The 22,776-nt window shown below is 65.4% G+C and carries 20 protein-coding genes, 1 other RNA gene and 1 pseudogene; 14 read left to right on the top strand and 8 right to left on the bottom strand.

The window, feature by feature from the left end:
• Positions 1–91: 91 nt before the first annotated feature.
• Entirely contained in the window at positions 92–814 is a 723-nt protein-coding gene (locus ACM42_RS28215) for a DUF2147 domain-containing protein (RefSeq protein ID WP_271530915.1), read from the bottom strand.
• Between the two features lie 504 nt (positions 815–1,318).
• Between ACM42_RS28215 and ACM42_RS28210 the strand changes: the two genes are divergently transcribed.
• Positions 1,319–2,311 carry a hypothetical protein gene (locus tag ACM42_RS28210; RefSeq protein ID WP_271530914.1) on the top strand — a complete coding sequence of 331 codons (993 nt, stop codon included), beginning with the start codon at positions 1,319–1,321 and terminating at the stop codon, positions 2,309–2,311.
• An 82-nt stretch (positions 2,312–2,393) separates the two neighbouring features.
• Here the strand turns inward: ACM42_RS28210 and ACM42_RS28205 are convergent, their stop codons facing one another.
• Entirely contained in the window at positions 2,394–2,519 is a 126-nt protein-coding gene (locus tag ACM42_RS28205; RefSeq protein ID WP_271530913.1) for a hypothetical protein, read from the bottom strand.
• Between the two features lie 145 nt (positions 2,520–2,664).
• Here ACM42_RS28205 and ACM42_RS28200 point away from each other — a divergent pair, with 145 nt between their 5' ends.
• A complete protein-coding gene (locus ACM42_RS28200; RefSeq protein WP_271530912.1) occupies positions 2,665–3,870 on the top strand; it encodes an extensin-like domain-containing protein in 1,206 nt (401 codons plus the stop codon).
• Between the two features lie 84 nt (positions 3,871–3,954).
• On the opposite strand, the gene ACM42_RS28195 is transcribed toward ACM42_RS28200, so the two are convergent.
• Positions 3,955–4,293 (bottom strand): DUF6665 family protein, encoded by a 339-nt coding sequence (locus tag ACM42_RS28195; RefSeq protein WP_271530911.1) that lies wholly within the window; start codon positions 4,291–4,293, stop codon positions 3,955–3,957.
• A gap of 43 nt (positions 4,294–4,336) precedes the next feature.
• Positions 4,337–4,972: a TetR/AcrR family transcriptional regulator gene (locus ACM42_RS28190; protein ID WP_271530910.1), complete on the bottom strand. Its 636-nt coding sequence runs from the start codon at positions 4,970–4,972 to the stop codon at positions 4,337–4,339.
• A gap of 195 nt (positions 4,973–5,167) precedes the next feature.
• On the opposite strand from ACM42_RS28190, the gene ACM42_RS28185 reads away from it, so the two are divergent.
• The 4 genes and pseudogenes from ACM42_RS28185 (at position 5,168) to ACM42_RS28170 (ending at position 11,840) form a co-directional block, all read left to right on the top strand.
• Positions 5,168–6,475 carry an HlyD family secretion protein gene (locus tag ACM42_RS28185; protein WP_271530909.1) on the top strand — a complete coding sequence of 436 codons (1,308 nt, stop codon included), beginning with the start codon at positions 5,168–5,170 and terminating at the stop codon, positions 6,473–6,475.
• Between the two features lie 96 nt (positions 6,476–6,571).
• The gene (locus tag ACM42_RS28180) at positions 6,572–8,158 is read left to right on the top strand and encodes a DHA2 family efflux MFS transporter permease subunit (protein WP_271530908.1); all 1,587 of its coding nucleotides are present in this window, start codon (positions 6,572–6,574) and stop codon (positions 8,156–8,158) included.
• Positions 8,159–8,578: 420 nt separating this feature from the next.
• On the top strand, positions 8,579–10,375 hold the full coding sequence (locus ACM42_RS28175; protein ID WP_271530907.1) for an ABC transporter ATP-binding protein: 1,797 nt from the start codon (positions 8,579–8,581) through the stop codon (positions 10,373–10,375).
• 54 nt (positions 10,376–10,429) lie between these two features.
• A pseudogene (locus ACM42_RS28170) lies at positions 10,430–11,840 on the top strand (MATE family efflux transporter).
• Here the strand turns inward: ACM42_RS28170 and ACM42_RS28165 are convergent.
• Positions 11,837–12,580: a sulfite exporter TauE/SafE family protein gene (locus ACM42_RS28165; protein WP_028182074.1), complete on the bottom strand. Its 744-nt coding sequence runs from the start codon at positions 12,578–12,580 to the stop codon at positions 11,837–11,839. The pseudogene ACM42_RS28170 and the gene ACM42_RS28165 sit on opposite strands and share 4 nt — an antisense overlap.
• Before the next feature lie 227 nt (positions 12,581–12,807).
• On the opposite strand from ACM42_RS28165, the gene ACM42_RS28160 reads away from it, so the two are divergent.
• Positions 12,808–13,071, top strand: coding sequence for a hypothetical protein (locus ACM42_RS28160; protein WP_271530906.1), 264 nt, complete (start codon positions 12,808–12,810; stop codon positions 13,069–13,071).
• 1 nt (position 13,072) lies between these two features.
• Here the strand turns inward: ACM42_RS28160 and ACM42_RS28155 are convergent, their stop codons facing one another.
• Entirely contained in the window at positions 13,073–14,443 is a 1,371-nt protein-coding gene (locus ACM42_RS28155) for an aminotransferase-like domain-containing protein (RefSeq protein ID WP_271530905.1), read from the bottom strand.
• Between the two features lie 79 nt (positions 14,444–14,522).
• Here ACM42_RS28155 and ACM42_RS28150 point away from each other — a divergent pair, with 79 nt between their 5' ends.
• Together ACM42_RS28150 and ACM42_RS28145 are read left to right on the top strand one after the other, a co-directional pair.
• Positions 14,523–14,951: a DUF983 domain-containing protein gene (locus ACM42_RS28150; RefSeq protein WP_271530904.1), complete on the top strand. Its 429-nt coding sequence runs from the start codon at positions 14,523–14,525 to the stop codon at positions 14,949–14,951.
• 66 nt (positions 14,952–15,017) lie between these two features.
• On the top strand, positions 15,018–15,731 hold the full coding sequence (locus tag ACM42_RS28145) for an alpha/beta fold hydrolase (RefSeq protein ID WP_271530903.1): 714 nt from the start codon (positions 15,018–15,020) through the stop codon (positions 15,729–15,731).
• A 224-nt stretch (positions 15,732–15,955) separates the two neighbouring features.
• Here ACM42_RS28145 and rnpB read toward each other — a convergent pair.
• Positions 15,956–16,373, bottom strand: an RNA gene (gene rnpB / locus ACM42_RS28140) — RNase P RNA component class A.
• A gap of 151 nt (positions 16,374–16,524) precedes the next feature.
• Here rnpB and ACM42_RS28135 point away from each other — a divergent pair.
• Together ACM42_RS28135 and ACM42_RS28130 are read left to right on the top strand one after the other, a co-directional pair.
• On the top strand, positions 16,525–16,878 hold the full coding sequence (locus tag ACM42_RS28135) for a YciI family protein (protein WP_271530902.1): 354 nt from the start codon (positions 16,525–16,527) through the stop codon (positions 16,876–16,878).
• A 75-nt stretch (positions 16,879–16,953) separates the two neighbouring features.
• Positions 16,954–18,186: an RNA polymerase sigma factor gene (locus ACM42_RS28130; RefSeq protein WP_271530901.1), complete on the top strand. Its 1,233-nt coding sequence runs from the start codon at positions 16,954–16,956 to the stop codon at positions 18,184–18,186.
• Positions 18,187–18,333: 147 nt separating this feature from the next.
• Here the strand turns inward: ACM42_RS28130 and ACM42_RS28125 are convergent, their stop codons facing one another.
• The gene (locus tag ACM42_RS28125; protein WP_271530900.1) at positions 18,334–19,197 is read right to left on the bottom strand and encodes an N-acetylmuramoyl-L-alanine amidase; all 864 of its coding nucleotides are present in this window, start codon (positions 19,195–19,197) and stop codon (positions 18,334–18,336) included.
• 441 nt (positions 19,198–19,638) lie between these two features.
• Between ACM42_RS28125 and rsmH the strand changes: the two genes are divergently transcribed.
• Genes rsmH through ACM42_RS28110 form a run of 3 tightly spaced genes read left to right on the top strand, consistent with a single transcriptional unit; the run spans position 19,639 to position 22,775 of the window.
• Positions 19,639–20,628: a 16S rRNA (cytosine(1402)-N(4))-methyltransferase RsmH gene (gene rsmH, locus ACM42_RS28120; protein ID WP_271530899.1), complete on the top strand. Its 990-nt coding sequence runs from the start codon at positions 19,639–19,641 to the stop codon at positions 20,626–20,628.
• A gap of 3 nt (positions 20,629–20,631) precedes the next feature.
• Complete coding sequence (gene ftsL / locus ACM42_RS28115) at positions 20,632–21,024, top strand: cell division protein FtsL (protein WP_131869722.1); 393 nt, start codon at positions 20,632–20,634, stop codon at positions 21,022–21,024.
• Positions 21,021–22,775, top strand: coding sequence for a peptidoglycan D,D-transpeptidase FtsI family protein (locus ACM42_RS28110; RefSeq protein ID WP_271530898.1), 1,755 nt, complete (start codon positions 21,021–21,023; stop codon positions 22,773–22,775). The genes ftsL and ACM42_RS28110 overlap by 4 nt, the downstream gene beginning before the upstream one ends.
• The last annotated feature ends 1 nt before the right edge of the window (position 22,776 follow it).

Below are 22,776 nucleotides of genomic sequence, written 5' to 3'. Positions count from 1 at the left end.
CGAACCCGAAATCTCGAAATTGGAGTGGGTGTCTGCGGCGCGAGATCCCGGGTTCGATGCTTCGCATCGCCCCGGGATGACGGTGGTAATATCAGCTCACGCGCTTCCAGGTCTGGCCGCCGCAGAACATGCCGCCGAAGGCGCAGCCCTGCACGCGCATCGCATTCGGACCCTTCATGGCGATCGTGGAGTCGTAGTTGCGGCCGGAGTCGGGATCGTGGATACGGCCGCTCCACTTGGCACCGTCGGGCCTCATGTTGATCAGGATGCGCGCATTGGTCTTCTCGGCGTAACCGCAGAGATTGGCGCCGCACTGCTCGACGCGGACATTGCCCTTGTTGCCTTCGGTCGCCCACAGACCGATCGGGGTGACCGGAGCGGGGGCAGCGGCGACCGGCGCCGGTGCCGCCGCGGCGTTGAAACCAACCGACGGCGCTTCGGCAACATTGGTCGCCGGCGCGGCCGGCGCTGTGACCGTGGGCGCGGCGGGCGCGGTCGGCTGGACCTCTGTCGGCGGTGCCGGCTGCTGAGCGGTCGGCGCCGGCGCCCCCTGCGCCGTCGTCGTCGCGCCGGACGTCGTGTCGTCATCATCGTCCGCGGAGCCGAAATCATTGAAATCGAGATTGTTCAGCGTGATCGGCTTCTTGGACAGGCCTGGCGCGACGATCGTGACGCAGTTCAGCGAGCTGCAATTCTTCGGCGCCTGGATCTGGATCTTCTGTCCTTCGATCTGGAAGGTGATCACGTTGCCGGCATGCGCCACGGCGGTGGATGCGAGCAACAGCGCGGTGGCGGCGAAATAGAGCTTCTTCATGAGACCTCCAAAGATGCAGCCTTGAGCGGGTATGGTCTATGTCGCTAAGCCAGCGAGCGTGGTTCGACCCTAGGCCGCAAGCCTCGCTCCCTCTGTGACTGAAGTCACGGCCGCCGGCCCGCGCAGCGCGAAGTGACGGGCGGCTCGCGGTCGTAACAGCGTCTCGCTGCTTGCTCGGTCTTGCGGAGAAAGCCATCCAGACCGGCAAGCGCCGTGACCCAGAGCAATAACAACTCGTTATCGGGAGTAGTGAATCCGTGCCACGCGTTCTTGGGAATGAATATCGTTGCGGCTTTCTCAATTGGGCAACTGACATCCATCATTCGCGTCAGATGTGTCGACGCTGTCCGCTTCTCGCCCATTTGCAACCGCCTCGACTTCTGGACACCCTGTAGCCCTTCGATTAAGTTGATCGCTCCGGCTTCTGAATTGATCGCTCTGCCTTCCTGCGCAGCCAGCCGTCACTGACGCGCTCCTCCGTCCACGACGAACAAGGGGTCACGCATGGTGAAAGACGTTCCCGAGCTGGAGTACCGCTCGCCGCGTGAAGTCGAGCGGGAGCCAAAGAGGCCGCTCGAGACGCAGAGCGTCCCCATGATTCGAGAACTCAAGGATCACCCGAGCGCCAAGGCGTTTCCGGCGAACGACAGGCTCCAGGTCGCCGCTCCGGATACGGTTGTGGCCGACAGGGTGTTGCGGTCGGCGACGACCGGGCACAACGGGTTCAGGAATTTCGTGTTTGCATACGCGAGAGGGTTGCCGGCGCGCGTATGCGCCGTGGTGCCGGACGGCACGACCGAGTTCACCCGCGCGCTCATCTTCTTCCATCCGCTGCCCACACAACGGGCCGGATACGACGACGGACAGTACGCGGCCCAGACCGGCGGCTGGCACAACATCTACCGCTACTGCGAGCAGCAGGGCGCCCAGCTCGCCGCGTCGAACAAGAAGATCGTGCTCATCATGCCGATCTTCAACCTCGCGTCGACGGAAACGTGCGGCGTGTTTCCCGACAAGTGGAAGGATTTGATCGAGTTGATCCTGAGGCATATCCGCGACCAGCGTTTTCCGGGACGGAAAGGCGAGGATATGGACCTCAAGGAGGTGATCACGGCGAGCTACAGCGCCGGCGTCCACTACATGAGCACGTTCCTGAACCAAGCCAAGGGCCTCAAGTCCGCTCTGAAAGAGGTGTGGGACTATGACGGCCGCTTCTCGACGAGCAGGGACAAGAGTGAGGGACTGCGCTCTTTCGCCCCGAAGGTGTTGACCTACGACCAGCGGCCGGTGAAGCTGAACCAGGTCGTGCAGGAATTCCGCCTCAACAAGGGGATACACATTCCGCTGCCGCGGTGGCAGGACCTCGGCAAGTCGTCGAGCTTCCTCGACGTTGCCGACCCCAACGTCGCAGCGGTCCCGGGTGCATCGCTGTTCGTCCACGGCGCCATGCCGCGATACCTGATGTTTCACTCGCTGATGCAGAGCTCGGTTGGATAGCACTCGGCTCAGGCTGGCATTCACACACGCTTTAGAGCCTCGGCGGCCTGATGGCAGGCTGTGATGCGGTCGGTGAACGCTTCTAGATCATGCCGAGGACGATAGCGCCGACGAAGGCCATGGCGAGGTAGGCGGTGATAACGCCCAGTCTGCTGGCGAACGTCATGAGGTCGCTCCCGATGGTCGCGCACCCTGCCGCGACCATCATGGTTAACAGAGAGTCACCTCGCGAAAAAGGCAGTCTCGCTGTCGCTCATCGTCGGCAGCCGACAGCGCGCGCGGTCGCCATGGTTAAGGAAGGCTGAAATCAACGTGTTGAAGAGTCTTTAAGTAAATTCACCGAACGTGCGCGCATGACGCGCGGAGTTCGTTTGTATCTCGTCGGCTCCATCGTCCTTGTTTCGCTAGCGGGTTGCGGTCGCGGCTTCTTCCAGGCCGAACGCGAACCGTGGCGGGCCGAGGCGGAAGCCGCATGCCTGAAATCGGGCGCGGTGAAGGAGGGGCCGGATCTCGTCCGCATCGACCCGATCTCCGGCCCGGGCATGTGCGGTGCCGAGTATCCGCTCAAGGTCGCCGCCATCGGAGAACCCTCGAGCAGCTATGGCTTTGCCGACGAAGCGCTGCGCCCGCCGGCCAGTATCGGCGGCCAGCCGCGTTGGCCGGTGACGCAGCCGCGATCGAACTATCCGCAGAGCCAGAACGATCCGTCATCGACCTATCCGCAAGGCTCGAACTATCCCCAGAGCGCGGTGCGCCAGCCCGTCGGCTATGGCACCTCAACCGGGCCGATATCGCTGAACGCGCCCGGCGTGGCGCCGCAGGAGGACGAGATCGACCTGCCGCCCGACGGCACCGATGCCGCGGGTGCGGCGCGCTACATGAATGCACCGAGCTATCCGGCACGGCCAGCGCCTTACTCGCAGGCGCCTGCGCAGCAGCCGCTGCCGCGTCTTGGTCCTGCGCAGGGCAATCCCGTCACAACCGTCGGTCCCGTCGCGATCAGGCCGACGGCGACGCTCGCCTGCCCGATCGTATCCGAGCTCGACCGCTGGCTCGCCGACACCGTGCAGCCTTCTGCGATGCGCTGGTTCGGCGTCCGCGTCGCCGAGATCAGGCAGATCTCCGCCTATTCCTGCCGCGGCATGAACGGCAATTCGCGTGCTCACATCTCCGAGCACGCCTTCGGCAACGCGCTCGACATCTCCGCCTTCGTGCTGGCCGACGGCCGCCGCGTCACCGTGAAGGACGGCTGGCGCGGCATGCCGGAGGAACAGGGTTTCCTGCGCGACGTGCAATCGGGAGCGTGTGCGCATTTCACCACCGTGCTCGCGCCGGGCTCGAACGTCTTTCACTACGATCACATTCACGTCGACCTGATGCGCCGCGCCAGCCGCCGCCTGATCTGTCAACCTGCCGCCGCGTCCGGCGAGGAGGTCGCCGCGCGCGCGCAGTCGCGCAGGCCCTATGCCAATGCGCGCGATCCCTCCGTCACCGGCTCGCTGGGTGCGCGCAAGAGCATGGCGCGCAAGCACGAAGAAGACGAGTACATCGACGAGTAGCCTTCCTTTGTAGTCCGGATGAGCGCAGCGATATCCGGGGCAGTCCTCCCGCATGTCGCTGCGCTCATGCGGGCTACGATCTCGCTACGAGGCCGGCTTCGACGGTGCAGGGGCCAGCCCCATGCACCGCTGCACCTCGCTCGGGACGTTGTAGGTGCGCATGATGTGGCGGCTGTCGCGCAAGCCGGACGCCTCACGTTGGACGACGAACATCCAAAGCGCGTGGCCGGCTTCCATCACCAGCTTGCGCCTGGCCGGCTGCATCGAGGCCGGCATCTCCGAGGATGCGTGGGCAGCGTCGAATTCGCGCAAACGCGTGAGGCTCTGTTCGAGTGCGCGGCCCATCCGTCCAAGCGCCGAGGCCTGTTCCTGGACGATCTCGTAGTGGAGGATATCGACCGGCGGGCGAAGATCACGAGACATGGCCGCAATATAGTGCCGCCCGGCCCGTATGCGCAACGCGCTGCTACTTCGTCTTGTACGCCGCCAGGAACATCCGCGTTGCGCTGTCGACCACCTCGGTCATGCGCTGTTCCGAGGGCGCGGGCGCGGCCTGGAAGACGAAGGGCAGGAACAGCGAGGCCTTGCACAGCTCCATGAACTGCGAGGCGGCAAGATCGCAATCGTCGATCTCGAGATCGCCCGAAGCGACGCGGGCCTTGAGATAGCCGGAGAGGCGGTTGATGGACTTGTCGAGCACGCGTCCATAGTAACGGCGGCCGACATCCGGCATGCGTTCGGCGATCGCCATCACGGTGCGGATCGCCGATCCGCCACCGGGCCGGCAGACCAGGTGAAGGTAGGCGAGGCCAAACTCCTTCAGCGTGGTCTTGGCATCACGGGCGGGATCGAAATTGAACACGACCTGGCCGTGCTGGAGCGCTTCCTGCTCGAGGATGGCTTCGAACAGCGCGCATTTGTCGGCGAAGTAGACGTAGAGCGTGCCCTTCGAGACCTGAGCCGCGCGCGCGATCTCGCCCATGCTGGCGCCATCGAAACCGAGGTCCATGAACACTTTGCGGGCGCCGTCGAGGATCTGGCGGCGCTTGGAGCTGTCCTCTTCATGGACAACCTGCGGATGTTCGTTGGCAAATACAACCATTGGTTTAGAGTCTCGGAAGGTTTTTGGACCGGATCAGGTCCCTGAAACCCGAATGAAGCCTTCGAGGTCGTATGGTCTGTCCGCGAAGATTGTCTATATTGACCGAACGGTTCGGTCAATGGTACTTGGGATCAGCGAGAGGGAACCGGCTGCGCAGCGGCCGCCCTCGATCGCACATATTTGGGGGAGGCCTTTATGGCCGTATCGAGAGACCAGACTGCTCGCGTCCTTCGCCAGGACGCGGTGGAGCAGCAGTCGGGGGATGATGCTGCGTCCGAGACATCCGCACCCCATGCCGAACAGTTGCGCGCTCATGTGGCCGAGGAAGCGAAACGTCCGACCCCGGAGGCGCCAAAGCCCGTGACCGACAAGCCGGCCGCACCCGCGTCAGGCGCACCCGCCGCAGGTGCGCGCAACTCCGGCAAGCGCAAATTCGTCCTGATGGGCGTTGGCCTCGTGCTCGCGCTCGCGGCCGCGAGCTACGCCGGCTATTACACCCTGGTCGGCCGCTTCTATATTTCCACCGACGACGCCTATGTCCGCGCCAACAATACGATGCTCGGCGCGCGCGTTGCCGGCCACATTGCCTCGATCCTCGCCGGTGACAACACGCCGGTGCGTGCCGGCGACATCGTCTTCCGCATCGACGACGGCGACTACAAGATCGCGGTCGAAGCCGCCGCGACCAAGATCGCGACCCAGCAGGCCACCATCGATCGCATCGGTCGCCAGGTCGCCGCGCTCGACAGCCAGGTCGCGCAGGCCAAGGCGCAGCTCGTCTCCGCGGAAGCGGGCCTCAAGCGCGCCGACCTCGATTATGAGCGCCAGCAGGCGCTGAGCAGCAAGGGCTTTGCCTCGCGCGCCACCTTCGAGAGCTCGGAAGCCGGACGCGATCAGGGCGCCGCCGCGGTCAAGGCCGCGCAGGCCGCCTACGACGTTGCCGTCAGCAATGTCGATGTCGCCAGGGCGCAGCAGGCCGAGGCCCAGGCCCAGCTCGCCGAGCTCAAGACCACGCTCGCCAAGGCCGAGCGCGACCTCGCCTTCACCGCGGTGCGCGCGCCGGTCAACGGCACGTTCTCCAACCGCCTGGTCAATACCGGCGACTTCGTCGCGGTCGGCCAGCGCCTCGGCAACATCGTGCCGCTCGACGACATCTATATCGACGCCAACTTCAAGGAAACGCAGCTCAAGCGCATCCGCCCCGGCCAGCCGGTGACGATCAAGGTCGACGCCTACGGCATGCGCAAGTTCTCCGGCGTCGTCGACAGCATCGCGGCGGGTGCGGGCTCGGTGTTCACGCTGCTGCCGCCGGACAACGCCACCGGCAATTTCACCAAGATCGTGCAGCGCGTGCCGGTCCGCATCCGCGTGCCGAAATCGGTGGCGAAGCAGAACCTGCTCCGCGCCGGCATGTCGGTCTACGCGACCGTCGACACCAACAAGGGCGCCGCCGACGCCGACAGCGAGGTCGATCTCGACGATCCCACGGTCCATCCGCAGTAGGGGGCGGTACAATGAGGTCCTCCGTCCCCTTGCCCCGCGCACAGGTGCGCTCCCTCTCCCGCCTGCGGGAGAGGTGAAGGAGCCCGGGCTGATACCATGGCCAACGCCACCACCGCTTCACCCGCCATGATGGCGGCCGCCGCTGAAGAGCGCATCGCGCCGAAGCGGCTGTTCGCGTTCATCATCATGGTGTTCGGGATGTTCATGTCGATCCTGGACATCCAGATCGTCTCGGCTTCCCTCAGCGAGATCCAGGCCGGGCTGTCGGCAAGTTCCAGCGAAGTCTCCTGGGTTCAGACCGCCTATCTGATCGCCGAGGTGATCGCGATCCCGCTGTCCGGTTTTCTGTCGCGCGCCTTCGGCACGCGGCTGCTGTTTGCGATCTCGGCGGCCGGCTTCACCGCCGCGAGCCTGCTCTGCGGCTTTGCCACCACGATCGAGGAGATGATCCTCTGGCGCGCGCTTCAGGGCTTTCTCGGCGCCGGCATGATTCCGACGGTGTTCGCCTCGGCTTACACCGTCTTCCCGCGGACGAAATTCCACATCGTCGGGCCCATCATCGGCCTCGTCGCGACGCTGGCGCCGACCATCGGGCCGACGGTGGGCGGCTACATCACCGACCTGATGTCGTGGAACTGGCTGTTCTTCATCAACGTCGTGCCCGGCATCGGCATCACCCTGGGCGTGCTGGCGCTGGTTGATTTCGACGAGCCGCATTTCGAACTGCTCGACCGCTTCGACTGGTGGGGCCTGCTGTTCATGGCCAGCTTCCTCGGTACGCTGGAATATGTGCTCGAGGAAGGCCCGCAATATGAATGGATGCAGGATACTTCGGTCGCGATCTGCGCCTGGATCTGCGCGATCTCGGCGATCGCCTTCTTTTGGCGCGTGTTCACGGTGGACGAGCCGATCGTCAATTTGCGTACCTTCTCCGATCGCAATTTCGCCGTCGGCTGCACGCTGCAGTTCTGCATCGGCATCGGCCTCTACGGCCTGACCTATATCTATCCGCTCTATCTCGCCCAGGTGCGGGGCTACAGCGCGCTGATGATCGGCGAGACCATGTTCGTCTCCGGAATCACCATGTTCCTGGTTGCGCCGCTGGTCGGCCGGCTGATGGCCACGCTCGACATGCGCTACATGATCGCGTTCGGCCTCATCGTGTTCGCGATCGGCTCCTACCAGATGACCTGGATCACCCGCGAATACGATTTCTACGAGCTGCTGGTGCCGCAGATCCTGCGCGGCGTCGGCATGATGTTCGCGATGGTGCCGACCAACAACGTCGCGCTCGGCACGCTGCCACCTGACCGGGTGAAGAACGCGAGCGGCCTGTTCAACCTGATGCGCAACCTCGGCGGCGCGGTGGGTCTTGCCGTCATCAACACCGTGCTCAACGACCGCACCGACCTGCACATCGCCCGCCTGCAGGAACGCGTGACCTGGGGCAACGCGACCGCGACCGAAACCCTGACCATGTTCATGCAGAAATTCCAGGGGCTCGGTGATTCCACGCTGATGGCGATGAAGCAGCTCTCCCAGCTCGTGCATCGCCAGGCCGTGGTGATGAGTTTCGGCGACACCTTCCTCATGCTGACGCTGTTCTATCTCGGCCTCAGCCTGCTGGTCGCGCTGCTGAACAGACCGGCCTCGCCGTTCGGCGCTGGCGGCGACGCGCACTAACCTGCTCCACGCTCGCTGTCGTCGCCCGGCTTGACCGGGCGATCCAGTATTGGCGGAGATTGGTGCGGCGGCGAGGCGAACCAAATTGCAACACTCATCCGTGATCTCGCGTGAGCCCCGTTGCAAATCGCAAACGGCACATCTATAAAGCGCACCTCATTCATTCGAACCGGGAGGGATTTGCATGATTTCGTCGCATTCGCAGATCGTACGCCCGCGCTCGATGATGTTCTGGCTCGGTATGTACGCGGCCTGTTAGAGGCCTCTTCCGCCAGCTTCGATTGGGCCAAGGTTTCGACCCAGCGTCCCGATCGCTCCGCTTCCCAAGTCAAAATCAGTTTTGAGTGACGCCGTTCCGGCCTTCGCGGCCGGCTTGCGTCCATCGATGGAGCCGGCCCGCGTGTGCGGCCGGATGATGTCATGACCGCTCTGTCAAAGAAGCCCGCCGCGATTCGCGTGGTGCTGCCCTTCGTGTTCCGGCACTGGCTGAAGCAGCCGGGGCGCGGCCTCATCGTGGCCGGCGGGCTGTTGGGTGCGACCATTGCCGACCTGTTCATGCCGGTATTCTCGGGACATCTGGTCGATGCGCTGACCCGCGGTCCGTCCGATCCCGACGCGCGCCACGCGGCGCTGGTCGCGTTCGGCGCCATCGTGGCGCTGGGCGCGGCCTCGATGGTGCTGCGTCTCGTCGGTCTCCAGGCGATCGTGCCGTTCACGCTCAAGATCATGTCCGACGTCGCGCAGGACGCGTTCACGCGCGTACAGCGTTTCTCGACCGACTGGCATGCGAACTCATTTGCCGGATCCACGGTCCGCAAGATCACCCGCGGCATGTGGGCGCTCGACCTGCTCAACGACACCATTCTGATGGCTCTCGCGCCGTCGCTGCTGGTGCTGGTCGGCTCGATGATCCTGATCGGCGCGCACTGGACCTCGCTCGGCCTGGTGATCGCGATCGGGGCGATCTTCTACGTCACGATCACGGTGGTGTTCTCGACCCGCTACATCGCACCGGCGGCGCGCATCTCCAATGCCTGGGACACCAAGGTCGGCGGCACGCTGGCGGACGCGCTGACCTGCAATGCGGTGGTAAAATCGTTCGGCGCGGAGCTGCGCGAGGACACGCGGCTCTCCCGTGTCATCAAGCGCTGGCGCGTGCGCGTGCGGCGGACCTGGTATCGCTATAATTACACGGCGATGTCGCAGCTTTCCTTGCTGCTGTGCCTGCGCGCGTCCGTGATCGGCGGATCGGTGCTGCTGTGGATGTCAGGTCACGCCTCGCCCGGTGACGTCACCTATGTGCTGACGAGCTACTACGTCATTCACGCCTACTTGCGCGACGTCGGCATGCACATCAACAACCTCCAGCGCTCGGTCAACGACATGGACGAACTGGTGGCGATCCATGACGAGCCGATCGGCATTGCGGATGCTCCCGACGCACGGCCGATCGCGATCGAGGGCGGCGAGATCGTATTCGACGACGTCACGTTCCACTATGGCGGCCATCGCGCGCCGCTGTACGACGGCTTGTCTGTCAGGATCCGCGCCGGCGAACGCGTCGGCCTGGTCGGACGCTCCGGCTCGGGCAAGACCACCTTCGTCAAGCTGGTGCAGCGGCTCTACGACGTCACCGGCGGTCGCGTGCTGATCGACGGGCAGGACATCGCGCACGCCACGCAGCAATCGCTGCGCAGCCAGATCGCAATCGTGCAGCAGGAGCCGATCCTGTTCCACCGCACGCTTGCGGAGAACATCGCCTATGGCCGGCCCGGCGCCAGCTTTGAAGCGATCGAGCAGGCGGCGCGGCTTGCCAACGCGCACGATTTCATCCTGCGCCTGCCGAAGGGCTACGGCACGCTGGTCGGCGAGCGCGGCGTGAAACTGTCGGGCGGCGAGCGGCAGCGCGTGGCGCTGGCGCGCGCGTTCCTGGCGGATGCGCCGGTGCTGATCCTGGACGAGGCGACGTCGAGCCTCGATTCGGAATCGGAGGCGCTGATCCAGCAGGCGATGGAGCGCCTGATGAAGGGCCGCACCTCGATCGTGATCGCGCATCGCCTGTCGACGGTGAGGAGCCTCGATCGCATCCTGGTGTTCGACCGCGGCGAGATCGTCGAGCAAGGCACGCATGCGATGCTCGCAGCCAGGCAAGACGGCGTCTATCGCGGCCTGTTCGAGCGCCAGGTGGTGGAGCTCGGACAGATCGCAGCGGAGTGAGGCGCGCGGCGGCGGGGCGAATGTCCCGACGTCACGCCGCCATAGGTGAATGACATGAAAGATCTGGCGAACGGCTCCATCGTGAGACACATCCTGGCCATGACGCCGCCGATCATGGCCGGCATGATCTCGATCATGGTCTGCCAGCTGGTCGACCTGTACTTCGTGTCGGGCCTGGGCGATGCCGCCGTGGCAGGCGTCGCCGCGGCCGGCAATGCCGGCTTTCTCGTCAACGCGCTGATGCAGGTGCTCGGCGTCGGCACGGTGGCGCTGATCGCGCACGCCGTCGGGCGCAAGGATCGACTCGACGCCAATCTGATCTTCAACCAGGCAGTTGCGTTGTCGGTGCTGTTCGGCGTGTTGACCCTGGTCGCGGGAGCGGCGCTGTCGCGCGCCTACATGCGTTCGGTCGCCGCGGACCAGGCCACGATCGAGGCGGGGACCACTTATCTGTTGTGGTTCATGCCGGCGCTCGCGCTGGAATTCGTCATGCAGGTGACGGCATCCGCCCTGCGCGCGACCGGCATCGTGCGCCCGGCCATGTTGGTGCGGGTCATCGCGGTCATCATCAACATCGCGCTGGCGCCCGTGCTGATCTCGGGCTGGGGCACCGGCTACGCGCTCGGCGTTGCCGGCGCAGGGCTGGCGAGTTCGATCGCGGTCGCCATCGGCGGGCTGATGCTGCTTGTCTATTTCCGCAAGGTCGAGCGCTATGTCGCCTTCAATCCGACGCAGTGGCGTCCACAGCCGCGTTATCTCATGCGCATTCTCAATGTCGGCCTGCCGGCCGGCGGCGAGTTCGCGATGATGTTCATCTTCATGGCGGTGGTCTACTACGTGCTGCGCGATTTCGGCGCGGCGGCGCAGGCCGGATTCGGCATCGGGCAGCGGGTGCTCGGCCTGATCCAGATGCCGGCGCTTGCGGTGGCGCTGGCGGCCGGGCCAATCGCCGGCCAGAATGTCGGCGCCGGCAATGGCGCGCGCGTGCGGGAAACCTTCGTCAAGTCGGCGCTGATCACCAGCGCCGTGATGGTCGGCTTCATGATGCTGGCGCAGTTGAAGCCGGAGCTGCTGCTCGCCGGATTCTCCAACGACCGGGAGACGATGGAGATCGCCTACCTGTTCCTGCGGATCATCTCGCTCAACATGGTGGCGCAGGGTCTCATCTTCACCTGCTCGAGCATGTTCCAGGGCCTCGGCAATACCAAGCCGGTGCTGCTGAGCTCGGCGACGCGCGTGTTCACCTATTCGCTGCCGGCGATCTGGCTCTCGACGCGTCCGGGTTTCCGCATCGAGCACGTCTGGTACCTGTCGATCGCGGCGACGACGCTCCAGGCCGCGTTGAGCCTGTGGCTGTTGCGTCGCGAATTCGGCAGGCGGCTGGTATTGCCTCCTCCGGAGCAAGCGATGGAGCCGTCGGGGTCCGAGCCCGGTCACGCCTCCCGCACGCGCGCCCGCGCTTTAGTGTGTGCCAACACTGTTCCAGACGAGGCCAAGGCCCGACAGGAACAACAGGCCGAGCACGACATCGCCGAAATGCTTGTCGCTCAGGGCGTGATAGACCCGGGCGCCGGCCCATGCGCCGATCAGCGTGCCCGGAAAGGCGACCAGTGCGAGCCAGACCACTTTCAGTTCGACCAGGCCTGACGCCGTCTGCAGCACCAGCGCGGTGGCGAGCACCGTGAAGTTGAAGAGCTGGAAGATGCCGCGTCGCTCGTGCTTGTTCCAGCCGCGAATGTTGGCCCAGAGGATCGGCAGCGGGCCCGAGAGTCCGGCGAGGCCGCCGAGAATGCCGCCGGCAAAGCCGATCGCTCCGTCGGCGATCCTGCCGCCGAACTTGAAGGCGAGGGGCCTCTTGTTGAGGTACAGCGCGCTCGAAAAGATCAGGAGCAGCACGCCGACGCTCAGCTTGAATACCTTCGGATCGGCCGTGGCGACCATCATGGTTCCGAGCGGCACCCCGATCAGGCCTCCGATCAGGAACGGCCAGACCAGCGAGAGGTCGAAGCTTTTCCACATCGAGGGCAGCGTCGAGGTCTGTGCGATCACCGAGCAGATCAGCACCAGCGGTACCGCGAGCGAGGGCGGCAGGACGTAGAGCCAGATGCCGAGCGCCATCAGCGCCGTGCCGAACCCGGCCAGTCCCGAGACGAAGCCGCCGGCCAGCGCGCCGAACAGCAGCAGGACGTAGGTGAGCGTTTCCAACAGATTAGCCTTGTCGCAAGGGGCGATCCCGAGTTGTTGATCGCCATCGCTCGCATAGCATGCTTGCCGCCGTGCAGGTCAATCCATGCTGTACGCAAGCGTGATCTGCCGCGTCGGGCTTTCGCGGAAGACAGGCCTACATGATGGCCGTACTTCAATCCCGGGGCCGCCCGACGCGATCAAGCGCCCGGATCGGTCGGTCCTCAATGCGATGATGGAGAATGACCATGACCCGCACCAAGATTGCCGCAGCAGCCGCGCTGCTGGCGGTCGCGTTGACGCCGACAATGGCCCAGGCACAGTTTTCCGAGCCTGCGGCCTATCAGGCGGCTCATCCTGATCGCGATGTGCTGAACGGCGGCCAGCTCACGCCTGCGGCGCGTGCGGCTCTCGGTCAGCGGGGAACGCCGGTCGATGCGTATGCATCGCAGGCCTATCCGTCACCTGTGGCACCCCCCGTGCGCTCCGGCCATCGCCGTCATCGCCGATGATCTAGACGATCTGCCTGGTGTCGGCAGGCTTCTGCAGCGCGCCGATCAGGATGCGCAGCGCCTCCGCCAATTCCGATCTGTTCCGCGCCGCCCCCAGCGAGACACGTGCCGCATGCGGCGGTGCCCCATCGACCGTGAAGGCATCGCCTGCGACGACCGCAAGTCCGTTCCGCAGAAGATGTGCCGCGATCTCGGGCCGGCCTTCCGGCAGCCGCAACCACAGATGATGGGCGGCGGGCCTGGCCAGGAACTGAAAACCCTTCAGCGTGCGCTGCGCGAGCTGCTGGCGGCCGACCGCCTCGTTGCGGATGGCGGCGATGATGCGATCGGCAATGCCGCTTTCGATCCAATGCGTCACCAGCGCGACCATCAATGGCGCCGGCATCTGCACGGTCGCCTGCAAGGACGTGCGCATGTCCCGCTGCGCGCTGCTGTCGGGCGTCACGAGGTAGGCAACGCGCAGCGCCGGCGCGATGCATTTTGACAGTGTGGTCGCAAGATAAGTCCGCTCCGGAATGAGGCCCGCGATCGGCGATGCCGAGCGGTCGAGCAGGCCGTAGGCGTCGTCCTCAATCAAGGTCGTGTCGGCATCGCAAATGATCTTTGCGATCGCACTGCGCCGCTCGGCGGACAGCGTCGCGGTGGTCGGATTGTGCAGCGTCGGAATGAGGTAGACGGCCTTTGCCCGGTGCGCGCGGCACGCCTTCGCCAGCGCATCGGGCAGGATGCCGCCGTCATCCATGGCGACGCCGACGAGCTTGACGCCGAGCTGCGCCGCGGCGGCCTTGATGCCGGGGAAGGTGAGGGCTTCCGTCAGAACGATGTCGCCGGGCCGCGCGAGATGGGCGAGCAGGTTGAACAGGATGGTTTGCGCCCCGGGGAAGATCAGGAGCCTGTCGGCCTGCGCATGCGGAACGCGTGCGCGCATCCAGCGCGCCGCGACCTCGCGCTCATGCGTGCTGCCGCCGGGCGGCTGATAGTTGAGATACGCCGTCAGGCCCGATTGCGCGCGGATGGCTTCCATGCCGGCGATGATGCGCTCGTCGAGCTGCGCCTCCAGCGGATGCGGCGGCACGTTCATCGAAAGATCGATCGCGACGGGATGCGGCAGGTCGACCGCGCGGCGCGCGCTGGTCTCCGACACGAACGAGCCCTGTCCGACCCGGGCTTCCATGATGCCGCGGCGCCGCGCCTCGGTGTAGGCGCGCGTCACCGTGGTGAGGTCGATGCCGAGGGCTTTTGCGAGCGCGCGCTGCGTCGGCAATTGCTGGCCGCGCACCAGCCTGCCCGCAGCAATGTCGGCCTCCATCGCATCGACGATGCGCTGATAGCGCGGGCCGCTCAGCTCCGAGATTGTAGGGGTCCAATCCATGCAATTTAGCCCAATATCCTTTGAATGTATGGATGCAAGATATTATTGTATGGATCGTCGAAAAGGAAGAGGTGTGGTCATGGCGACGGTCTCTCTGGCAAAGGCGATGTGGCGCGGTTTCAGCGGCAAATGTCCGAATTGCGGGGAAGGGCACATGTTCGGTCGCTTCCTGAAAGTGGCCGACGCGTGCGACCATTGCGGCGAGGAGCTGTTTCACCAGCGCGCGGACGACTTTCCCGCCTATCTCGTGATGGTCGTGGTTGGCCATCTCGTGGTGCCGGCGATCCTCGCGGTCGAGACCGCCTATGCGCCGCCGGAATGGTTGCAACTCGCGGTGTGGCTGCCGGTGACGCTGTTCGCCTCGCTCGCACTGCTGCAACCGACCAAGGGCGCCATCGTCGGGCTGCAATGGCAACTCGGCATGCACGGTTTCGAGGCGAGCAAGCAGCGGCGCGAGGCAGCCGAGCTTGCGCCGGTCCTGGTGAAGGCGGATACGCGCGCGGCCTGAGCGGCGTTTACATCGCGCCGCCGGCCGCTACACTCCGTCGTACCAACAAGAACGATGGAAACGCCGATGGCCGCACGCGCGAAGACCTTCCTGCTTTGTCATGGCGCCTGGTCCGGCGGATGGGCCTGGAAGAAGATGCATCCGCTGATGGCGCAGGCCGGCCATCGCCTGGTGGCGCCGACCTATACCGGGCTCGGCGAGCGCGCGCATCTCGCAAGCCCCACGATCGATCTGGAGACGCACATCCAGGACATCCTCAACGTCATCGCCTTCGAGGATCTCAGCGACATCGTGCTGCTTGGCCATAGCTATGGCGGCATGGTCGCGACCGGCGTCGCCGATCGCGCGCGCGAGCGTGTGACGCAGCTGATCTATCTCGACGCCTTCGTGCCGCGCGATGGCCAGTCGCTGTTCGATCTCAACGAGGGCGGCCGCGAGCCGATGCGAAGGGCAGCAAGCTCGGGCGACGGCTATCGCATCCCGCCGAATCCGCCGCCGCCGGACACGCCCCAAGCCGATCTCGACTGGCTCAATGCGCGCCGCGTCCCTATGCCGATCAAGTGCTTCGAGACCAGGCTGAGGCTCGAGCACGGCGAACCGGCGATGCCGCGCAGCTACATCTATTGCACGCGCATCCCGCCGGGCGACGTGTTCGGGCAGTTCGCCAAGCGGACGAAGAGCGAGGATGGCTGGCGTTACGTCGAACTCGATGCCAGCCATGCGCCGAACGTGACGGCGCCGGAGGCCTTGATGGGCGTGTTGGAGAAGATCGTCGCGTAGCTCTCGTCGTCATTCCGGGGCGTGCGCAGCACGAGCCCGGAATCCATTTCTCCGCCGACTCTGTTGCCCGATGGATTCCGGGCTCTCGCTTCGCGAGCCCCGGAATGACAGCTCGGCCAAAATGGTGAGGGGTCCGATGCGTTGGCACCGAACCCCTCGTCACTTCCTGGTAAGACGCGTTTTCTTCGCGAACCGGAAAACCACTTCGCTCGAAAACGCTTTAGAATATCAGCCGGCCTGTAAGCCGGGTTCTGTAGGGCACCGCCCGCCTGCGCGAACGATACGTGACGGCCATTCCTCTGGGACCGTGTTTGCACACGGCCTCGAGCAACCTACCCGGACGGCGGGCCTGACATCGCCCCGCGGCGTTATCGCTTGCGCGAACAGCCCGCTTAAGCCGTCCCTATTCGGTTTTGCTCCCGGTGGGGTTTGCCATGCCGGCTCCGTTGCCGGAACCGCGGTGCGCTCTTACCGCACCTTTTCACCCTTACTTCCTCCGAGGAGGGAGCGGTTCGTTCTCTGTGGCACTTTCCCTGGGGTCGCCCCCGCCGGACGTTATCCGGCACCGCATGTCATGGGAGCCCGGACTTTCCTCCCCGGCGGCCTTTCGGCACGTGCCGGAGCGGCCGTCCGGCCGACTGACGGATTACGCATGGGGCATTTGTGACGGTTTCGTCAAGCTGATATCGCAACGCACGCTTCGCCCGCAAATAATCTATCCTGAAGATGTCGTTTGGTGCGTGTCCCGTTCGACTGGATGTCGGCAACACGGCCGAGCAACAGGAGTGAAGCAATGCAATATCTGCTGATGATCTATCAGAACGAGATCGAGTACGCGAAGAACGACGCGGCGACGAGCCAGAAGATGCTGGCCGAATACCAGGCCTTCACGCAATCCATCATCCAGAACGGCAACTTCAAGGCCGGCGACCGCTTGCAGCCGACCACGACCGCGACGACCGTGCGCGTGCGCGAGGGCAAGACGCTGACGACAGATGGTCCGTTCGCGGAAACACGCGAGCAGCTCGGCGGCTACTACCTGGTCGAGGCGAAGGATCTCAACGAGGCCATCGGGATCGCGGCGCGGATTCCCAGCGCACGGATCGGCTCGATCGAGGTGCGGCCGATCTGGGTGTACGAGAAGTGACGGCTCTCACCTTCGTCACTCCGGGCTCGCGGCTTTGCCGCGCCCCGGAATGACGAGAGGGGATGATCGCGTGACATGACCCCTGGCGAGATCGACAAGATCTTCCGCGACGAGGCGGGGCGGGCGCTGGCCACGCTGATCCGTCTCGTCGGTGATTTCGATCTCGCCGAGGACGCGCTCCAGGATGCTTTTGCCGTCGCGCTGGAACGCTGGGCGGCATGTGAGGTCCCCGGCAATCCGCGCGCCTGGCTGGTCAATGTCGCCAAGCACAAGGCGATCGACCGCATCCGCCGCCAGGCCGTCTTCCGCGGCAAGCAGCAGGCGCTGGTGCATGAACTCGAGCTCAACGCGCAAGCCGTCGACGAGCCGCCGGCAACGCTCGACGACGACATGCTGCGGCTGATCTTCACCTGCTGCCATCCCGCGTTCGCGCCCGAGGTACAGGTCGCGCTGACGCTCCGCACCGTCTGCGGGCTGTCGACAGCGCAGGTCGCGCGCGCGTTTCTCGTGGGCGAGGAGGCAATGGCGCAGCGGCTGGTCCGCGCCAAGCAGAAGATCAGGCTTGCCGGCATCCCCTATGAGGTGCCCGAGCGCGACGCGCTGGCGCCGCGGCTCGATGGCGTGCTCGCCGTGATCTATCTGGTCTTCACCGAGGGCTATGTCGCGACCGAGGGCGCGGACCTGATGCGGCCCGATCTTGCGGCCGAGGCCATCCGGCTCGGCCGCTTGCTCGATCGGCTGATGCCCGATCGCGCCGGCATCAAGGGCCTGCTGGCCCTGATGCTGCTGCACGATGCCCGCCGCGCCGGACGCGAGACGCCGGCCGGCGACATTGTGCTGCTCGAAGAGCAGGACCGCTCGCTGTGGGATCGTGGGCAGATCGATGAGGGCCTGCGTCTGGTCGACGATGCGCTGCGCGTGCCCGGCCGGCCGCAGCCCTATGCGGTGCAAGCCGCGATCGCCGCTCTGCATGCGCGTGCGCCGAGCTTTGAGGAAACCGATTGGCCGCAGATTGCGGGACTCTACGAGGTGCTGCTGCGCATCAACCCGTCGCCGGTGATCGAGCTGAACCACGCCGCGGCGGTGTCGATGGTCGATGGGCCGGCACGAGCGCTCGATCTCGTCGATGCGATCACCGCGCGCGGCGGGCTTCGCGGCTATGAGCTATTGCCCGCAGTGCGCGCGGATCTGTTGCGGAGGCTCGGGAGGACGGAGCAGGCGCGCGAGGCCTATCATGCGGCGACGGAGGCGACGCAGCTCGAGCCGTTGCGGAGGCTCTATGCGCGAAGGATGAGGGAGATGGAGTGATGCTCTCGTGCCCCGGACGCAGCGCCTCTATGGCGATGCGCTGCAGAGCCGGGGCCCATCTCGTCGCAGCGGGCTGCATCGCCGATTGGGTCCCGGCTCGCGCTTCGCGCGTCCGGGACACGAGAGTGAATTGCGTGGTCTACGCCGTTACTTCGACGCCACCGTCGTTTCTTCCGCCGGCAGGCTCGCCAGCAGAGCCTGCAACGTCGACAGCGTCGAATGATCGGCGACGCCATCGAGTCGCGCCGGACGGAAATGGCGCTGGAAGGCGATGACGACTTCCATCGTCGCGGCGTCGTATTTGCCGGTCAGCGGCACGCCGTAGCCGTACCTGGCGAGCGCCTGCTGCATGCTCAGCACGGCGTCGCTGATGGTGCCGAGCATGAGAGTCTCACCGCGCACGATCGGAGCGGGCGTGACCCAGTGGCCGACGCCGGAATTGGCCAGCGAATGCCATGGAAATTTTTCGCCGGGATCCTTCTTGCGCGCGGGCGCAACGTCGGAATGGCCGAGCACCCGGTGGGCCGGCACCTTGCGCCGGAGCATGATGCCGCGGCACAGCGCGATCACGGCGGCGATCTGGCGCAGCGGAAACTCGGGATAGCCCCAGTCGTGGCCGCGATTGATGATTTCGATGCCGATCGAGCAGGAGTTGATGTCGTCCTCGCCGGCCCAGGAAGAGACGCCTGCGTGCCAGGCGCGCTTGGTCTCGGGCACGCATTGCACGATGCGGCCGTCCTCGAGCACGACATAATGCGCCGACACTTCGCTGCCGGCCGTGCACAGCCGTGCCAGCGCGCCCTCGACATCGGGCATGCCGGTGTAGTGCAGCACGATCATGTCCGGCTGCCGTCCCTTGTTGCGCTCGCCATGATTGGGCGAGGGGATGATGTCCGAGACGATCGATGAGTCGGGCTCGAACGTCCGCAGGCTCGCCACGGTCTTGGGAACCGGGAGAACGCGTTGACGCTTCGAATCAGATCCAGACGGTGTGGACGAACCGGAGGGCATGAGCAGCTCGAACGAACGGAGAGTGGGGCAAGCCCTTCTCTTTACTATTCCTTTACCGTCCACCGGACGCAATCGCGCGGCGCGGTTAACGGATGCATTTCGGCGATGTGTGTGGATGAGGCATCACCCCGCTCGTCACCTTTACGACTTGTATCGAGTCGAGCAACGCTTTCTTAACGCTAAGGGCCGTTACTGAGGGATGAAGTGCCGACCCGCGTCCGGAGGCGGCCAAAGCGTATTTTGGCTCGAAATCCCATGGCTGCCCGACAAATTCCACTGGGAACACTGGGTTTGTGGCCTGGGACGACCGGGCCCGGTAACCATGCTGGACGAGGGCTTTGTCGTGGAACCGCCGCGACGCGTAATGATTCGAGGCGTTATGGGCTTGTTCGTCCCCGATCTTGCTTGGATGTCAGGCCGGTCGGTCGGCAGGCGTTTCGCATGAGCTCGGTTCCGCACATCCCCGTTCTGGGTCGGGAGGCCGTCGCGCATCTCGCTCCGCGCGACGGCGGCGTCTATGTCGACGCCACTTTTGGCGCCGGCGGCTATAGCCGCGCGATCCTGGAAGTGCCGGGAACCCGACTCATCGCCATTGATCGCGACCGCACGGCGATTGCCGGCGGTGCCGACCTGGTCGAACGCTCCGCGGGCCGGCTGATGCTGGTCGAAGGCCGCTTCTCCAATCTTGCCGAGGTCTGCGCGGCGCAAGGCGTCGAGGCGATCGACGGCGTCGTGATGGACGTCGGCGTGTCCTCGATGCAGCTCGACCAGGCCGGCCGTGGATTCTCCTTCCGCCTCGACGGTCCGCTCGACATGCGGATGGGGCAGACGGGCCCGACCGCAGCCGACGTGGTCGCGCGTGCGTCGGAAGGCGATCTCGCCGACATCATTTATCTCCTCGGCGAGGAGCGGCATTCGCGCCGCATCGCGCGCGCCATTGTCGCGGACCGGCAGGAGACCCCGTTCACCACCACGCGCGCGCTTGCCGATCTCGTCGGAAGGGTGGTTCGCTCCAAGCCGGGGGACATTCATCCGGCAACGCGGACGTTCCAGGCGCTACGCATCTTCGTCAACGAGGAACTCGACGAGCTCCAGGCCGCGCTCGCTGCAGCTGAGCGCATGCTCAAGCCCGGCGGCCGCCTCGTCGTGGTCTCGTTCCATTCGCTGGAAGACCGCATCGTCAAGAATTTTCTCACTGAGCGCTCCAGAACCGGCGGCGGTTCGCGACATCTGCCGGAAGTGGCGCAAGTGACGCCGAGCTTCCAGGTTCTGACGCGGCGGCCCGTCGTCGCCGGCGAAGACGAAGTTGCGCATAATCCGCGCGCGCGCTCCGCAAAGCTGCGCGCCGCCGAGCGCACCTCGGCGCCGGCGCACGAGACCGACGAGGCATCGCCCTGGCCGAAACTCTCCGACGTGATGAGGGGCGGCTAGCGCATGCGCATCATCCACCTCCTCGTCATTGGTGCGCTGATCTTCGCGGCGGCCCATGTCTACCGGATCAAGATGGACTCCACGGCGCGCACCGAGAAGGTGCTGCGGCTGCGTGCAGAGATCCGCGAGGAGCGCGACGCGATCGCGGCGCTGCGGGCCGAGTGGGCCAAGCTCGATGCTCCGCTGCGGCTGCAAGGCCTGTCCGACCGGCATCTGCACCTCAAGCCGGTCAATGGCACGCAATATGACTCGCTGAAGAATCTGCCGGAGCGCCCGCCGCGGATGTTCAGGCCGGGCGATCCCGATCCGATCGGGGCCATGCTAAACGCCATCGAAGCCGCGAGCGATCCCGATACCGTGACGGGCTCCGTGCCTCAGCCCGAGGACAAGCAATGAGCGCGGCAACGCCTGCAAAACCGACCGAGAAGCCGGCTGAACCGTGGCGGCAGCGGCTGATCCGCAGCCTGCTCTACGGGCGCAATGTCGATCGCGCCGTGAAGGCGCGAGCGCGCGTGGGCCTTGCGATACTCGCCTTCGCTTCGGTCTATGCCCTGATCGGCGGGCGGCTCGTGATGTTCGCGATCGGCGCGGACGCCCACGGGGCGCGCCGCGCCGCGGCGCAGGAGGTGGTTGCGACCGCGCGGCCCGATATCGTCGACCGCAACGGCGCGATCCTTGCGACCGACGTCAAGGCCGCGAGCCTGTTCAGCGAGCCGCGCCGCATCATCGACAAGGATGAGGCGATCGAGCTCCTGACGGCGACCATTCCCGACCTCGACGAGGCCGAGGTGCGCGAGCGCCTGAAGTCGCGCAAGGGCTTCGCCTGGCTCAAGCGCGAGGTCACGCCGGCGCAGCAGCAAGCCATTCACAAGCTCGGCCTTCCCGGCATCGGCTTCCTGCGCGAGAACAAGCGCGTCTATCCGACGGGCAACGAGGTCGCCCACATCATCGGTCTCGTCAACATCGACAACCAGGGCATCGCGGGCCTGGAGAAGTGGCTCGACAACCAGGGGCTCGCCGATCTCCATCGCGCCGGCTTCGCCACCGACCGGCTGCAGAAGCCGATCGAGCTCTCGGTCGATCTGCGCGTCGAGCATGCGCTGCGCGACGAACTCCTCAAGGCCAAGGACAAGTTCCACGCCAAGGCCGCCTCCGGCATCGTCTCCAACGTCAAGACCGGCGAGATCGTGGCGATGGTCTCGCTACCGGATTTCGATCCCAACAATCCGAAGGAAGCGCACGACCCCGATCGCATCAACCGCCTGACCACCGGCGTCTACGAGATGGGCTCGACCTTCAAGGCGTTCACGCTGGCGATGGCGCTCGATTCCGGCAAGGTCAACCTGAACTCGATGTGGGACGCACGCGGAAACCTGCACTACGGCAAGTTCACGATCCACGACAGTCATCCGCTCGGGCGTTTCATCAACACCAAGGAAGTGTTCACCTACTCGTCCAACATCGGCGCCGCGCGCATTGCGCTCAATCAGGGCGTCGAGGCGCACAAGGCGTTCCTCGCCAAGATGGGCCAGATGACGCGGCTGCGCACCGAGCTGCCGGAGAGCGCGGCGCCGCTGATCCCGCGGCGCTGGAGCGAGTTGAACACGGTCACCGCCGCGTTCGGCCAGGGCCTGTCGGTGGCACCGCTGCAAGCCGTGATGGGCATCAACGCGCTGGTGAACGGCGGCTATCTGATTCCGCCGACGTTCATGAAGCGCAGCGAATCCGAAGCCATGGCGATGGCCAAGCGCGTGATCAAGACGGATACCAGCGACAAGATGCGGTACCTGATGCGGCTCAATGCCGAGATCGGCACCGCCAAGACCGCCGACGTCAAGGGCTATTACGTCGGCGGCAAGACCGGGACGTCCGAGAAGGTCATCAACGGGCGCTACGCCAAGAAGCGCGTGCTCAACTCGTTCACCGCCATCCTGCCGTGCGACGATCCCAAATATCACGTCTTGATCATGCTGGACGAGCCGCAGGCGCTGCCCGAAACGCATGGCTTCATCACCTCCGGCTGGAACGCGGTGCCGACCGGCGGCAAGGTGATCGAGCGAATCGCGCCGCTCCTGGGCGTCGAGCCGCGGTTCGACCTGCCGCCGTCCGACCGCCTTATTCTTGCAGCATCCAGGACAACCCAGTAAT

It is taken from the genome of Bradyrhizobium sp. CCBAU 25338, assembly GCF_028128965.1.
GTDB lineage: Bacteria > Pseudomonadota > Alphaproteobacteria > Rhizobiales > Xanthobacteraceae > Bradyrhizobium > Bradyrhizobium liaoningense.
Note: the sequence above shows the minus strand (reverse complement) of the source record. Positions and strands in the feature narration are given on the sequence as shown.

Coding starts and splice junctions, on each gene's coding strand:
- ACM42_RS28130 (WP_271530901.1), top strand. CDS start 16,954: ATGACCCCTGGCGAGATCGACAAGATCTTCCGCGACGAGGCGGGGCGG.
- ACM42_RS28180 (WP_271530908.1), top strand. CDS start 6,572: ATGGCCAACGCCACCACCGCTTCACCCGCCATGATGGCGGCCGCCGCT.
- ACM42_RS28175 (WP_271530907.1), top strand. CDS start 8,579: ATGACCGCTCTGTCAAAGAAGCCCGCCGCGATTCGCGTGGTGCTGCCC.
- ACM42_RS28125 (WP_271530900.1), bottom strand. CDS start 19,197: ATGCCCTCCGGTTCGTCCACACCGTCTGGATCTGATTCGAAGCGTCAA.
- rsmH (WP_271530899.1), top strand. CDS start 19,639: ATGAGCTCGGTTCCGCACATCCCCGTTCTGGGTCGGGAGGCCGTCGCG.
- ACM42_RS28215 (WP_271530915.1), bottom strand. CDS start 814: ATGAAGAAGCTCTATTTCGCCGCCACCGCGCTGTTGCTCGCATCCACC.
- ACM42_RS28145 (WP_271530903.1), top strand. CDS start 15,018: ATGGCCGCACGCGCGAAGACCTTCCTGCTTTGTCATGGCGCCTGGTCC.
- ACM42_RS28150 (WP_271530904.1), top strand. CDS start 14,523: ATGGCGACGGTCTCTCTGGCAAAGGCGATGTGGCGCGGTTTCAGCGGC.
- ACM42_RS28195 (WP_271530911.1), bottom strand. CDS start 4,293: ATGTCTCGTGATCTTCGCCCGCCGGTCGATATCCTCCACTACGAGATC.
- ACM42_RS28205 (WP_271530913.1), bottom strand. CDS start 2,519: ATGATGGTCGCGGCAGGGTGCGCGACCATCGGGAGCGACCTCATGACG.
- ACM42_RS28185 (WP_271530909.1), top strand. CDS start 5,168: ATGGCCGTATCGAGAGACCAGACTGCTCGCGTCCTTCGCCAGGACGCG.
- ftsL (WP_131869722.1), top strand. CDS start 20,632: ATGCGCATCATCCACCTCCTCGTCATTGGTGCGCTGATCTTCGCGGCG.
- ACM42_RS28160 (WP_271530906.1), top strand. CDS start 12,808: ATGACCCGCACCAAGATTGCCGCAGCAGCCGCGCTGCTGGCGGTCGCG.
- ACM42_RS28110 (WP_271530898.1), top strand. CDS start 21,021: ATGAGCGCGGCAACGCCTGCAAAACCGACCGAGAAGCCGGCTGAACCG.
- ACM42_RS28135 (WP_271530902.1), top strand. CDS start 16,525: ATGCAATATCTGCTGATGATCTATCAGAACGAGATCGAGTACGCGAAG.
- ACM42_RS28200 (WP_271530912.1), top strand. CDS start 2,665: ATGACGCGCGGAGTTCGTTTGTATCTCGTCGGCTCCATCGTCCTTGTT.
- ACM42_RS28210 (WP_271530914.1), top strand. CDS start 1,319: ATGGTGAAAGACGTTCCCGAGCTGGAGTACCGCTCGCCGCGTGAAGTC.
- ACM42_RS28190 (WP_271530910.1), bottom strand. CDS start 4,972: ATGGTTGTATTTGCCAACGAACATCCGCAGGTTGTCCATGAAGAGGAC.
- ACM42_RS28155 (WP_271530905.1), bottom strand. CDS start 14,443: ATGGATTGGACCCCTACAATCTCGGAGCTGAGCGGCCCGCGCTATCAG.